The following is a 12,708-nucleotide window of genomic DNA, read 5'->3' on the forward strand; positions in this document are numbered from 1 at the left end:
GTGGCGGCCGCTATCCGCAGCAGCCGCCACCACAGCAGCCGCCCCCGCCGCCACCGGCGTTGGGGGCGGACGCGGCGGTGCCGCCCACCGCGACGGCGGACAGCAGCTTCACGGTGTCGTCATGCCCGGCCGGGCAGGCGGCGGGGGCGGCGGACTCCGCCATGGGGCGGCTGAGTTCGAACGTGTCGCCGCAGGTGCGGCAGCGGTACTCGTAACGAGGCATGGGCCCAGCGTACGGCCCCTGTTTCGATTCAGGACCTGCCGCGTTCCTCGCGGATCCGCTCCACGACCCGGCCGACGTCCGCGCGGATCGTCTCCAGTTCGGTGAGGAAGGCCCAGTAGTCCGGGTGCCGGCCGGTGTCGAGGATGCCGACCGCGCGCTCGATACGGGCCACCGCGGCGTCCAGCGGGCCGGCGTCGCGCGGGTCGGGCGTGCTGCGGCCGGCCATGGCGAGGCGCTGCGCGTCCCGGACGGCGAACCGGGTCCGCTCGATCTCGTCCTGCGGGTCCTTCGCGACGGCCTCCAGGCGCCGCAGCCGATCCCCGGCGGCGGAGACGCCCTCATCGGCGGTGTTGAGCAGGGCGCGGGCGGTCGCGAGCTGGGAGGTGGCGTCGGGCCAGCGCTGTTCGGCGCGGGCGGTGGCGGCCTCGGCGAGCCGTTCGCCGGCCTGGCGGGCGGCGGCCTGGGCCTGCTCGGGCACGTCCTGGAGGTCGCGCCAGCAGGCGGCGGCGAAGCGGCGGCGCAGCTCGGACAGGACGGGCTCGACGCCGGCGGCGCGGGTGGTGAGCGCCTCGGCGCGGGTACGGAGGGACACCAGGCGCTTGTCGATCTCGGCGGCCCGCTCGGGCACCTGCGCGGCCTCGGCCCGTACCGCTTCCGCCTCGCGCAGCACCTGGTCGGCGCGGCGCAGGGTCTCGGTGGCGCCGTGCCGGCCGGCGCCCTCGTTCAGCTTGGTGAGCTCCGGCCCGAGCGCGGCGAGCCGCGCCGCCAGATGATCGGCCCGGAATCCGGCCTCCCGAGTGGCGTCGAGAGCACCGCTCGCATCCCGGAGCGCCGCTCTCGCCCGCTCGACGGCCGGGGCGAGCCGCGCCAGCTGGCTCTCGGCCCGTGCCAGCAGCGGCCCAAGCCCCTGCTCGAACCGGTCCAGCTCCCCCTTGACCCGTACGAGCTCGTCCCTGGCCCGCTCCAGCTCGGTCCGCGCCCGCCCGGCGGTCGCCGCGTCCAGCTCGACGCGGTCGAGGTCATGGGCGTCGACGGCGGTGATGTAGCCGCCGCTCACCTCGTCGATCCGCCGCCCGAGCGCCGCGAACCCCTCCATGGCGCGCCGCGCGTCGGCCGAGTCGTCCATGGCGGTGATCGTCTCGATGGAGATCCGCAGCCCCCGCTGCGCGGTGTCCAGCTCGTAGAACGCGGCCGCCGCGGCATCCTTCGCCGCCTGCGCCGCCGCCCGCCGGCTCTCGTCCCGGCCCCCGCCGAACCACCGCCGGCCCCCACCGCTCCCGCTCCCGGCGAAGGCGTGCGGCAGCAGCGCGGCCGCGAGCAACGGCATGGCGAGGGAGAGCCGCAGCGTGGACATCCCGGACCTGGCCCTGCCCCTGCGCCCGCTCGCCGCCACGTTCCGTCTCCCGTGCTCGCTCCGTCACCCGCCCGGCTGCCCGGCAGCCCGGATCCGCTTCATTCTCCCACCTGCCAGGGACGCGCCCACGGCCCCCTCGGTTCACCCCCCACCCCACACCCCCCACCGGTTTGCGGCACCCACCCGACGGCCATGTACGCTGTTGCTTCACTCCACGGGTGCGTAGCTCAGGGGTAGAGCGCTGCTCTTACAAAGCAGATGTCGGCGGTTCGAAACCGTCCGCGCCCACCAGCAGGTAGTACGACGAAGGCCCAGGTCACCGGTACCAAACCGGGAATCTGGGCCTTGTTCGTCCCTCAATCGGGTAGGCAGCGGAGGGCGCGTCGTGCCAGATGCGTGGCCAGGCTCGGCAGGCCGGGCATCTCGCGCGAGGTAGAGGGGTGGAAGACGCCTCTGCCCGGCAGACGGCCGGCCACACGCATGGACCCGGCACCTTGCATCCTGAAGCCCTGCGGGTCTATCCCGGGGCTGGGCCGTGTCTTCCGGATCTTGATGCATCCGGGCCTGGACGCGATCGCGTCGATCACCTGCCGGTGATCCGCCACCGCCCACCCCGCTTCGGAGCCCGGTCAGGCAGTAACGGCTCGATCCTCGCCCACTGGGCATCAGTCAAGGACACACATCAACCAACGATCAGATGATCAGAGGGGAACGGTGCTAGGGGCGCAGCGACGCTAATCGCACGAGTCGCAGATGCCAGTCGAAGGCAGTTGGACGAAACAATGTCCACAGACCCTCGGTGGCTCCTCGGCACGCTCGCGGCGGCGCTTGACACTGGCTTGCAGTCTGGGAGCGAGGGCCGGCACACCACCGCCAGGCGGCAAGGCCGCCCCAAAGCGGCGATAGCACGCAAGGCGCGCCTCGGCAGCGTGATGTTCACGCTCAAGCTCGTCCTCAACTGGCGGTTCTCCAGCGACTGCCAGAACTTCCTTGTAGCCGCCGCCCACCTTCCCGTCGTCCGTGTGGACCACCAGGGCCGTCAGCGGTGGGTCGCCGCGATGTTGCGCTTCACGGACTACCCGGCCCAAGACCGGACCGATCCAGTTGTGCAGGAGAGCCTTGGTCCGAATGCCACTCCTGCTCTGAATCTCCTCTGCCAAGTCCTTGTAGGTGATCACTGCGTGGTACGTCTGCGCTACACCGATGAGGATCGAGTACGCCTCGGCACCCCAGGCTTCTCGTGCCTCCTGGGTTGTCGGCTTGCCGGCCCCACGCTCGGATTCCCTCTGACTCATCCCCACCCCGCGGTGCGTTCGTTGGTTGGCGCTCTTACGCATCCTCCCTCTGGAGAGGATCAGGGCGCTATGGATCTGCTTGGGCCCGGCCGGGCACCGACCGAAATGCCCGCAGAGGCGCACAGCGGCAGCTGTGGGCGGTGCAGGGCACTTGAACGCCCGGAGCGGCGGCCCGCTTCGGGCAGCACCGAGGCCAAGGATCTGGAACTGATCTACGAGTACTTCGACGGACGCGAGCACGATGTCGAAGCTGTCGCCTCCGCGGTCGCATCGCGTGTTCTGCGCGGCGCTGGCAACAGCTACGTCGAGGGTGGCTCACCCGACGATCCGGCGACGGCGGGGCGGGCTTCGTCGGGAGACTCGACATCGGCAACGGATTGGCCGGCACCAGTCTCGTCGTTCTCGGGCAGGCGAAATGCGTCAAGCTCGACAACCTCGTGGCCGCCGAGCAGATCGCTCGCGTGGTGGCCAGGCTTCGACGCGGCTGGAACGGTGACCTCGTCTGACCGCGCGTTGCCGAACCTTGTGCCGTATCCGTGCTGCCGTCCGACTGCGATTGCGCCTCCCCCGGTGGGGGTGGGGTTGGGAGCATGGCGGCTTCCGAGGGGGAGGTGCGGGATGGTTCAGCCCACGTGCAATGCGCCGACGCAGAGTGGTGGTCGTTGTAAGAGCAAGGCGATCATGGGTAGTTCGCGGTGTGCGAAGCATCAGGGGCCGTGGTCGGCTTATGGGGTGCAGCAGCGGAAGAAGAAGGAAGCCGAGGCCAAGATGCGGAAGCTTCGTAGGAAACGATGACCAGGGTTGTTCGCCTGCCGAGCTGACCGTGCGGGGGCGGGGTAGGTTGCGCGGCATGACCAGTGACTCTCCGATCTGTCCTGAGTGCGATCAGCCTCTGGAACCGCGCGGGCTTCTTCTCATGGGGCGTGAGGAGGACGCCAAGCGGACCTGCCGTGCCATGTGGCGGTGTCCGGCCCGGCACGTCTGGTGGCACTGGGCCGATCGGTCGGACGAGCCGTTGGAGGTCTTCCCCTACCCGGACTTGGCCAAGTGACAGTGATCAGGGAGTGATCGTGCCTGTCCACCAGTGAGGTTTCGGCGAACTGCTCCGCTGTGGCGAGGGCGGCCGTCTCAGCCTCGGCCGGGGTGCGGTAGCGGACGAGTGTTGTCGGTGTGCCCAGCGTGGCCCGCCAGTTCACGAGGTGCCTTCTCATGGCCGTGCGTTCGGGGAGGTGTAGGCGGTGCCGCCGGCACGGGCGAGGGTGGTGGCGAGGTGGTGGTGGTTGTGGGCGCGGGTGGCTTCGGGGAGTGGGGGGAGGAGTTCTTCCCAGGCCGGGAGGAAGGTGCCGCGGAGCTGGAGCAGTCCCGCGGGGCGGGCGAGGAGCCAGAAGTGGAGGTGGGCCGCGCCGTCGCCCCAGCGGTTGACGTGGACCCGGGCGACGTCGTCGAGGGTGAGCATGGCCCGTTCCACGCGCTGGAGGAGCGGGCCGAGTTCGGCCGCGCGGGCCGGGGGCAGGTCCGTCAGGTCGTGGTGGGCGCGGGGCTGGAGCAGCACCGTGGCGGGGAGTCGGGACTCGGTGCCGGGGGCGTCCAGGCGCCAGTGGTCGTCGGCCCACAGCGCGTCGGTGACGGGCCGGCGGCAGGTCGGGCAGTCGGCGGGGCCGGACTCGCCCGCCCGGTCCGGTTCCGGGAGGACCGGGGGCTGGAGCGGTTTGACCCGCAGGCCGCCCTCGAAGGGGAAGGTGTTCCAGTTCGCCAGCGAGTCCTCGGGCAGCGGCAGGCGCTCGCCTAGGGGCAGGCGGTCGGCGAAGGTCTCGCGCGGTGTCGGTCGGGTCGGTTCCATGGTTCCCCCGTGAGGTGACGTCCCTGTGCGTCGGTGCCGCGGCGGCGCCGGCAGAGCAGGGTGGCATACTCCCCGGCATGGACGACATGGGGGACGGGCCGGAAGTGCCGCCGCACAACGGGGAGATGACGCCGAAGGCGTACGTCGACGAGCGGCTCGGGCAGTATCAGGCGTGGTACGACCGCAAGGCCACCAAGATGAAGGCGATGCATCTGCGGATGCGGACCGTGTCGGTGGTCGGGGCGGCGCTCGTGCCCGTACTCGTGAATCTGGACCTGGGGTTCGCGCGGGTCACGGCCACCGTGCTCAGTGTGGTCGTGGTCGCGTCGGTGTCGCTGGAGAGCGTCTACCGCTATCGCGAGCAGTGGAAGAACTACCGCTCCACCGAGCAACTCCTCGGCCACGAGAGGGTCTACTTCGCCGCGCGGGTCGGTCCGTATCACAAGCTCTCCGGGCGGGAGGCGTTCACGACGCTCGTCGCGCGCGTGGAGAAGGCGATCGCCAGCGAGAACTCGGCGACGCTCAACGTGATGACCCTGGGCGGGCAGGTCAACGCCGAGTTGCAGCAGTACGGGCTGCCCGCGCAGCGTGACGCGAGCGTGGCCCCGTCCGTACCCGCGCCCGTGCCGGACACCGCACCCACGCCGGAAGCCGCGGTCCCGGCCCCCGCTCCCGCGACCGGAACCGTCGCCGGCGCGTGAGGGGCGTCAGGCCTCGAAGTCGTACTCCAGGACGTACGTGGACGCGTCCAGCGTCATCTCGTTGAACTCGACCGCGACTCCCGTCTCCGTCACGGCCGTTCGGCAGATCAGGATCACCGGCGTGCCCGGTTCGAGGGCGAGCCCGGTGGTCTCGGCCGGGGTCGGCATCCGGCAGCGGATCTCCTCGCGGAAGCGGACCGGCCGGTGGCCGTGCTCCGCCAGCCGGGCGTAGGTGCCGCCCGGCCCGGTGTCCGGTTCGGTGATCGCGGTGCCCTCGGTGAACGGGGCCGGCAGGTACGAGACCGCGAGCAGCACCGGCTTGCCGTCCAGGACGAAGCGCCGCCGGCGGACGCAGACCGGCGCCTCGGGGGAGTCCAGGCCGAGCGCCCGGGCCACCCGCGGGCCCGCCGGGGCGGCCGCGGACACCTCGACCCGGTCCACCACGAGGGTGCGGTCGCCGAGGTCGGCCGACCAGACCGAACGGCCGTTGCCCCATCGTTCGCGCGACAGCCGGGTGACGCCCCGGCGGCGCAGCGGGCGGAACGAGCGGACGAAGACCCCGACACCCTTGCGGGCCTCGGCCAGGCCTTCGGCGCGCAGCACGGACAGGGCCTGGCGGGCGGTCATCCGGGCCACGCCGTGCGCGGCCATCAGATCGTTCTCGCCCGGGAGCCGGTCGCCGGGCGCGAAGGCGCCCGCATCCATCGCGGTTCTCAACTCGTCCGCGATGCGCTGGTACTTGGGCCTCCGGTCGCCGCCGTGGTCAGGCATGGGTGGACCACTCCCTTCCGTCTGCCGCACACCCTAAGGCCCGGTTCCGGGGGCTCGGGGCCGCCGGTGCGCCGTCCCGGGCCCGGAGTCCGTCCATCGGGGGACTTCTCTAGAGACGCGTTGACAGGGAGCTGCGCCAGAGCTTGTCTGAGTGGTATCCATCTGATCTCCGACTGGGACGGGAGGGATAGGTGCAGGCACAGCCCGAGGCCGGTGATCTCGTGCGGGACACGGCCACCGGAAGGGTCGGTTTCTACGTCGACAGGGTCGGCGGCCGTTTCGTCATCCGGCCGGTGCGCGGCGGCCTGGAATGGCACGCCGAACCCGCCGACGTCCAGCTCGCGACGCCCCTGCGGGAGCTCCGGGCCCGCGCCGCCGAGATCAACGCCCGCAGCAGACGGGGCTGGGGCACCTGACGGGACCGGGCTGCCTGACGCGACCGAGGTGCCTGACAGGACCGTGGGGACCCGGAGGGGGACCCGGCGGCACCGGGGACCTGGCGCTGTCAGTGGTGCGCGTCACACTGGAAGCATGTGCCGAAGCATCAAGACCCTCCGCCCGCCCGCGCTGCCCCACGAGGCCACCGGGGACGACATTCACGCGGCCGCGCTCCAGTACGTCCGCAAGGTCTCCGGCTTCCGCGCCCCCGCCGCGCACAACCAAGAGGTGTTCGACCGCGCCGTCGAGGAGGTCGCGGCGGCCACCGCCCGGCTCCTCGCCGATCTGGAGGTACGCGGAGCGCACCCCGTCAGGCAGCCGGAGCCGCAGGAGCAGGAGTAGGCGCACCCGCACCCGCACCCACGCCAGGGCCCGCGGCGCGAGACCGGGCCGAGCGCGCCTTGGCCGTACGCCGGAGGGTGAGGGCCGCGAGCGAGCCCGCCAGGAACAGGGCCAGGACCGGGACGCAGGCGCCCAGCCAGGTCGCGCCCAGCCAGTGGCCGCCGAGCCTGCCGAGCCCCACGCCGTACCCCGCCCACACCGTGGCCGCCAGGGCCGACCAGGGCAGGAAGTCGCGCGCGGGGCGCCCGGTCGCGCCCGCGCCGAAGGCGACCACCGAGCGTCCGGCGGGCGCGAAGCGGGCGAGGACGACGAGCGGGCCGCCGCCCCGGGCGAGCGCGTCGCCGAGCCGGGTCCGCGCCGTGGCCAGCCGGCGCGAGCGCGCGGCGGCACGGGCGATCCGGCCCTCGCCGCGCCGGGCCAGCCGGTACGCGGCGAGATCGCCGAGGAACGAGGCCGCGGCCGCGCAGAGCAGCAGCGGGAGCAGGCCGGGGGCGTACGGGCCCTGCGCCGCGGCGGCCCCGCTCGCCCCGCCCGCGACGACGGCCGAGGCGGACGCGGTGGCGGCGGTGACGACGAGGATGCCGCTGGGCAGCACCGGCAGGAACACGTCGAGCAGGATGGACGTCGACACCACCGCGTAGATCCACGGGCTCGCGGTCAGCGACGCCAGTGACCACCCCGTGCCGTCGAGCACGTTCACGCTGCGGAGCCTACGCGGCGCCCGCGCTCCCGAGGCGCGCCGGGTCGCCGCCCCGCGCCCCGCGCAGCCCGTCGAGCGCGAGCGCGCCCGGTCCGGAGAAGACGAGCAGCAGGAAGGCCCAGCAGAACAGGGCCGCGTCCTCGCCGCCGTTCTGCAGCGGGAACAGGGCCCCGGTCTGGTGGACGCTGAGGTACGCGTACGCCATCGAGCCGGAGGCGACGAACGCGGCGGTGCGCGTGCCGAGTCCGAGCAGCACGAGGGCGCCGCCGACGAGCTGGATGACGGCCGCGTACCAGCCCGGCCAGGCCCAGGCGGCCAGGGTGCCGCCGCCGTGGGCGCCGCCCAGTACTCCGAAGAGCTGGGCGGCGCCGTGGCAGGCGAAGAGCAGGCCGATGACGATCCGGAACAGACCGAGCGCGTAAGGGTGGGCCCGGTTCAGGGAACTCGTGAGCGTGCGCATGAGGGGGCTCCTTCGGTCCCGGCCCGGACAGGGCGAGCGGGCCGTGGGGGAGGCGGCAGTCCGATGGACCTTAGGGAGAGCGGCCTCACTCATGCTCGAAGCCCGGTACGGGCTGGGGTGATTACCCCTGGAGCCGGTGTCCCGGGGCGGCTCAGCAGCCGTTCAGGGTCGACTGGAGCGCGCTCTTCTCCGCCGAGTCGATGCTGAGGTTGTAGTAGTACTTCACCTGGACCCACATGCGGACGTACGTGCAGCGGTACGCCGTGCGCGAGGGCATCCACTGGGCGGGGTCCTTGTCGCCCTTGGCCTGGTTGACGTTGTCGGTGACGGCGATGAGCTGGGGGCGGGTCAGGTCGTTGGCGAAGGCCTGGCGCTGCGGGGTGGTCCAGGAGCTGGCGCCCGAGCGCCACGCCTCGGCGAGGGGGACGACGTGGTCGATGTCGAGGTCGGAGGCGGCGGTCCAGGTGGCGCCGTCGTACTCGGAGTACCAGCTGCCGCCGGTGGCCGCGCAGTTGGCGTCGGTGGTGACGTTCACGCCGTCCCGCTTGAGCACCGTCTCGCGGGTGTTGCAGGTGCCGGACTGGGTGATCCAGTGCGGGAAGAGGTCGCGGCTGTAACCGGTGGAGGAGCCGTCGGTCTTCACCGTCAGGGCGGCGAGGTAGGTGCGGGCGGTGGCGGCGCTGACCGGGGTGGGCGGGGACGCCTGCGCGGCGGGAGCGGTGGCCAGGAGGCCGGTCACGGTCAGGGCGGCCGACGCGGCGAGGACGGCTATTCGACGCGCGTAGACGGTGGGGGCGGCGGCGGACATGCGAACTCCCTTGATGTGGGGGGCCGGTGAGCCGGTGTGGCCCGGCCATCGTGTCGGCGCACGGTTTCCGTGGAGGGTGCGCCAGGTTACAGAGTGGCGACATGTGCACGTCACATCAAGGGGTGGCGGGCGGTTGGCGAGACGACGCCACGGCACGCGTGCCGGGCATATGCCGACGAGAGGGGGCGAAGCGGGGCGGGGCGGCGCCGCGGTCAAGTGCCGTGCCACCGCCCCTGGTTATGGGGGGTGTACGACGTCCGCCGGGCGCACCCTCGGCGCCCGTTCCGGCGTAAGCCCGGCGTGCGCACCCGGTGTAAGTCCGGCGTGCGCACCCGGCGTACGGGTACGCCTCCGGTGTCCGTGCCCGGTCTCAGCCCAGCATGTCCTCGATGAGGTCGGCCGCCCGCGCCGTGCCGCCCTCGGCCCGCGCCTCGTCCCGCAGCCGCGCCGAGCGACGGGCCACCTCCGGGTCGCCGGTCAGCGCGCGCAGCGCCGCCCGCAGGTTCTCGGCGGTGGCGTCGGCGGTGTCGATCCGGCGGGCCACGCCCAGCTCCACGAGCCGGTCGGCGTTCATGAACTGGTCGGCCGCCTGCGGCACCGCGATCATCGGCACGCCGGCCAGCAGCGCCTCGCCGCAGCCGCCCATCCCGGCGTGCGTGACGAAGGCGTCCGCCTGCTCCAGGATCGCCCGTTGTGGGACCCACGCGTGCACCTCGACGTTGCCCGGGATGGTCCCGAGTTCCGCCGGGTCGGTGTGCTTGCCGATCTGGAGGACGACATGCCAGCCGGGCAGGTCGCCGAAGGCCGCCAGGCACCGGCGGTAGAAGTCCGGCTGCTGCGTGAACGCCGAGCCGAGCGAGACCAGGAGCGCGTTCTCCGCGTCCGCCGGCCGGGCCCACTCGTTCTTCTCCGGCGGGTCGAAGCACGGGCCGACGAAGGTCACCACGCTGGTGTCCACCCGGTCGGCCTGCGGCTGCATCGCCCGGGCGATCAGCGCCACCGCCCGCCCCGGAGGGCCGGGGAAGGCGTCGGTGTCCAGCGTGGTCGCCCCGCAACCGGCCAGCCACCGCGCGAACTTCGCCCGGTACGCGTCGGCGCCGGGCAGCTTCCACAGCTGCGCCGCGACCTCCTCGGCGTACCCCTCCCACGCCACGAACGTCGGGGACAGCTGGAGCGCGGGCCGCCCCTGCGCCTCGGCGAGGGCGCGCGCCTCGTAGGCGCCGATGTCGTACAGGTACAGGTCCGCCGGATCGTCGTCGTAGACGGCGCGCAGTTGGGGCAGCGCCTGGATGGCGTCGTCGAGGAAGAGTTCGCTCGCGGCGATCGGATCGTCGGGCCAGACGTTGTCGATGAACGGCAACGTCGAGGAGAAGGGCACCAGTTCGGCGCCCATGGGCTCGATGAGGTGGGCCACCGCCGGGTCGTTGGCGTAGGTCACCCGGTGGCCGCGGGCCACCAGTTCGCGGAGGACGGCCAGGCTCGGCAGCATGTGGCTGACGAGTGGGACGCCGACCATGGCGATATGGGCGCGGCGACGGGACATGCGGCATCAACTCTTCCGGTTCGAAGGCGTCTTCGGTGGAGACGGATCGGGTCTCGGTCGGCAGGTGTCGGTCGGCAGGTGTCAGGTGTCAGGTGTCAGGCGCCCGGGGCCGCGGCCTCCAACTCGTCGACGCTGCCCGACATGATCGTCCGTACGTGCGCGGTGATGTGCTCGGCCGGCCAGTCCCACCACGCCACCGCGAGCAGCCGGGCGACGTCCTTCTCGTCGTAGCGGGTCCGGAGCAGCCGGGCCGGGTTGCCGCCGACGATGCCGTAGTCGGGCACGTCGCGGGTGACCACCGAGCCCGAGCCGATGATCGCGCCGTGCCCGATCCGTACTCCCGGCAGGATCGTCGTCCCGTGGCCGAACCAGACGTCGTTGCCGACGACGGTGTCGCCCCGGTTCGGCAGCCCGGTCAGCAGGTCGAAGTGGTCCGCCCAGGAGCCGCCCATGGTGGGGAAGGGGAAGGTCGAGGGGCCGTCCATCCGGTGGTTCGCGCCGTTCATGAGGAACCGCACGCCGGTGCCCAGCGCGCAGAACCGGCCGATGACCAGCTTCTCCGGCCCGTAGTGGTAGAGCACGTTGCGCGTCTCGAACGCGGTGGGGTCGTCCGGGTCGTCGTAGTAGGAGTACTCCCCGACCTCGATCAGCGGGGACGTCACCAGCGGCTTCAGCAGCACCACCCGGGGCTGCCCGGGCATCGGGTGGAGAACGGTCGGATCGGCGGGCACCGGCATGCGGAGGGCTCCCTCGTCGGCGGCGGACTGGTGGGGGGATCGTCATCCGACTGGCGGCGGATCGTCGGCGAACCGGCCGGCGAACCGGCCGGTGGACCGGCCGGTGGACCGGCCGCGGACCAGCCGTGGACCGCGTGCGGACCGGCCCTGGACCGCGTACGGATCGGACGCGGGTCGGATGGGTGTACGGCCCATGATCGCGATTTCATGCCGCCCCGGCATCCCTATTTGCCCGCGCGCCGAACGGGTGAACGTCGTCCGGTCCGCGCCCCGGCGGCCCGGACGCGTTCCTAGGGTGCCGACCATGAGCATTCCCACCGAGCCGATCGGCAGCGTTCCACGCCCGGCCGCTCTGCACCACGCACGCATCCAGCACGCCAATGGCCGGATCAACGACGAGGAGTTGGCCGAGGTCCAGGCGCAGGCCGTCGCCGACACCCTGGACAGGCTCGAGAAACTGGGCAGCCCCGTCCTCGTCGACGGCGACCAGGCCAAGCCGTCCGCCGTCACCTACCCCCTCGACGGCTTCACCGGCCTCGCCCCGGACGGCGTGGCCGTCCCGTACGCCGACGGCCACGTCCGGACCCTGCCCCGGCTGACCGCCGGACCCTTCCGGTACGGGGTGCGCGCCGACGCGTACCTCCGTACCGCCCGGCAGCACACCGAACTCCCCGTCAAGGCGACCGCCGTCGCCCCCTCCGCCCTCAGCCTGCTCTACCCCGCCGACGGGATCGACGGCTACCCGCGCGACACCTTCCTGGACGACCTGCTCGCCGAGTCCGAGGCCGAGATCCGGGCCTGCCTCGACGGGGGCGCGCACCGGGTCCAGCTGGACTTCGGCGAGGCGCGGCTGGCGCTGAAGCTGGACCCCTCGGGCGGGGTGCTCGACGAGTTCGTCGCCCTCAACAACCGGGTCCTGGAGCGCTTCACCGAGGAGGAGCGGGCGCGGATCGGCGTGCACACCCACCCGGGCGCGGACCAGGGCTCCACCCACAGCCTGGACGTCGACTACGCCGCTCTCCTGCCCCGCCTCTTCCAGCTGGCCGCGGGCAGCTTCTTCCTCCAGATGGCGAGCGAGCCCGACCCCGAGCGGGTGCTCGCCGTGGTGGCCGGCACGCTGCGCCCCGACTCCCGGGTGTTCGTGGGCGTGACCGACCCGCTCGACTCGGCGGTCGAGCCGGCCGAGCGGGTACGGGACCGGGTGCTGGCCGCGGCCCGCCACATCCCGGCCGACCGGCTCGGGACCTGCGACGACGCCGGGTTCGCGATGTACGCGGACGACACCGCGCTCTCGCGCGAGACGGCCTTCGCCAAGATCGACGCCCGGCTGCGCGGCACCGAGCTGGCCGCCCGGGAACTGGGTCTGTAAGCGGTACGGCCCGCCCTGGAGGACAGGGCGGGTACGGCGGGTGTGCGGGGTCTCGCGGGCCGACGGCCCGCGGGCCTACGTCTCGCGGGCCGAGGCGCGCGGCTTACGTCACGCGGGCTTACCTCAC

At 72.8% G+C, this 12,708-nt stretch carries 14 protein-coding genes and 1 tRNA gene; 6 read left to right on the forward strand and 9 right to left on the reverse strand.

Translation table 11 applies throughout. The features are described from left to right. Positions 1–10 precede the first annotated feature (10 nt). Together ABZ693_RS07415 and ABZ693_RS07420 are read right to left on the reverse strand one after the other, a co-directional pair. Positions 11–223 (reverse strand): FmdB family zinc ribbon protein, encoded by a 213-nt coding sequence (locus ABZ693_RS07415; protein WP_359874389.1) that lies wholly within the window; start codon positions 221–223, stop codon positions 11–13. Positions 224–251: 28 nt separating this feature from the next. Then, positions 252–1,577 (reverse strand): coiled-coil domain-containing protein, encoded by a 1,326-nt coding sequence (locus ABZ693_RS07420; RefSeq protein WP_359874391.1) that lies wholly within the window; start codon positions 1,575–1,577, stop codon positions 252–254. Between the two features lie 216 nt (positions 1,578–1,793). Here ABZ693_RS07420 and ABZ693_RS07425 point away from each other — a divergent pair. Both ABZ693_RS07425 and ABZ693_RS07430 read left to right on the forward strand, forming a co-directional pair. Then, positions 1,794–1,868 (forward strand) — tRNA-Val (locus ABZ693_RS07425). Between the two features lie 1,381 nt (positions 1,869–3,249). Continuing rightward, positions 3,250–3,378 (forward strand): PDDEXK family nuclease, encoded by a 129-nt coding sequence (locus tag ABZ693_RS07430; RefSeq protein ID WP_359874393.1) that lies wholly within the window; start codon positions 3,250–3,252, stop codon positions 3,376–3,378. 701 nt (positions 3,379–4,079) lie between these two features. Here the strand turns inward: ABZ693_RS07430 and ABZ693_RS07435 are convergent. Then, complete coding sequence (locus ABZ693_RS07435) at positions 4,080–4,712, reverse strand: HIT family protein (protein WP_359874395.1); 633 nt, start codon at positions 4,710–4,712, stop codon at positions 4,080–4,082. A 77-nt stretch (positions 4,713–4,789) separates the two neighbouring features. On the opposite strand from ABZ693_RS07435, the gene ABZ693_RS07440 reads away from it, so the two are divergent. Continuing rightward, complete coding sequence (locus ABZ693_RS07440; RefSeq protein ID WP_359874397.1) at positions 4,790–5,413, forward strand: DUF4231 domain-containing protein; 624 nt, start codon at positions 4,790–4,792, stop codon at positions 5,411–5,413. A gap of 6 nt (positions 5,414–5,419) precedes the next feature. Here ABZ693_RS07440 and ABZ693_RS07445 read toward each other — a convergent pair whose 3' ends face one another. Beyond that, positions 5,420–6,184, reverse strand: a complete 765-nt coding sequence (locus tag ABZ693_RS07445) for a GntR family transcriptional regulator (protein ID WP_359874399.1) — start codon at positions 6,182–6,184, stop codon at positions 5,420–5,422. A 191-nt stretch (positions 6,185–6,375) separates the two neighbouring features. On the opposite strand from ABZ693_RS07445, the gene ABZ693_RS07450 reads away from it, so the two are divergent. Further along, complete coding sequence (locus ABZ693_RS07450; RefSeq protein WP_359874401.1) at positions 6,376–6,600, forward strand: hypothetical protein; 225 nt, start codon at positions 6,376–6,378, stop codon at positions 6,598–6,600. Positions 6,601–6,715: 115 nt separating this feature from the next. Next, on the forward strand, positions 6,716–6,964 hold the full coding sequence (locus ABZ693_RS07455) for a DUF2277 domain-containing protein (protein ID WP_359874403.1): 249 nt from the start codon (positions 6,716–6,718) through the stop codon (positions 6,962–6,964). Here the strand turns inward: ABZ693_RS07455 and ABZ693_RS07460 are convergent. The 5 genes from ABZ693_RS07460 to ABZ693_RS07480 all read right to left on the reverse strand — a co-directional run bounded on the left by ABZ693_RS07460 (position 6,933) and on the right by ABZ693_RS07480 (position 11,212). Next, positions 6,933–7,664 (reverse strand): DedA family protein, encoded by a 732-nt coding sequence (locus ABZ693_RS07460; protein ID WP_359874405.1) that lies wholly within the window; start codon positions 7,662–7,664, stop codon positions 6,933–6,935. The two genes, ABZ693_RS07455 and ABZ693_RS07460, sit on opposite strands and share 32 nt — an antisense overlap. 10 nt (positions 7,665–7,674) lie before the next feature. Continuing rightward, positions 7,675–8,124 (reverse strand): DoxX family protein, encoded by a 450-nt coding sequence (locus tag ABZ693_RS07465; protein ID WP_359874407.1) that lies wholly within the window; start codon positions 8,122–8,124, stop codon positions 7,675–7,677. Positions 8,125–8,275: 151 nt separating this feature from the next. After that, positions 8,276–8,932, reverse strand: coding sequence for an HNH endonuclease family protein (locus ABZ693_RS07470; protein ID WP_359874409.1), 657 nt, complete (start codon positions 8,930–8,932; stop codon positions 8,276–8,278). Positions 8,933–9,302: 370 nt separating this feature from the next. Further along, entirely contained in the window at positions 9,303–10,475 is a 1,173-nt protein-coding gene (locus ABZ693_RS07475) for a macrolide family glycosyltransferase (protein ID WP_359874411.1), read from the reverse strand. 95 nt (positions 10,476–10,570) lie between these two features. Then, complete coding sequence (locus tag ABZ693_RS07480) at positions 10,571–11,212, reverse strand: CatB-related O-acetyltransferase (RefSeq protein ID WP_359874413.1); 642 nt, start codon at positions 11,210–11,212, stop codon at positions 10,571–10,573. A 304-nt stretch (positions 11,213–11,516) separates the two neighbouring features. Between ABZ693_RS07480 and ABZ693_RS07485 the strand changes: the two genes are divergently transcribed. Then, a complete protein-coding gene (locus ABZ693_RS07485; protein ID WP_359874415.1) occupies positions 11,517–12,581 on the forward strand; it encodes a uroporphyrinogen decarboxylase/cobalamine-independent methonine synthase family protein in 1,065 nt (354 codons plus the stop codon). The last annotated feature ends 127 nt before the right edge of the window (positions 12,582–12,708 follow it).

The sequence above is a fragment of the Streptomyces laurentii genome, from assembly GCF_040635425.1.
Taxonomy (GTDB): Bacteria; Actinomycetota; Actinomycetes; order Streptomycetales; family Streptomycetaceae; genus Streptomyces; species Streptomyces laurentii.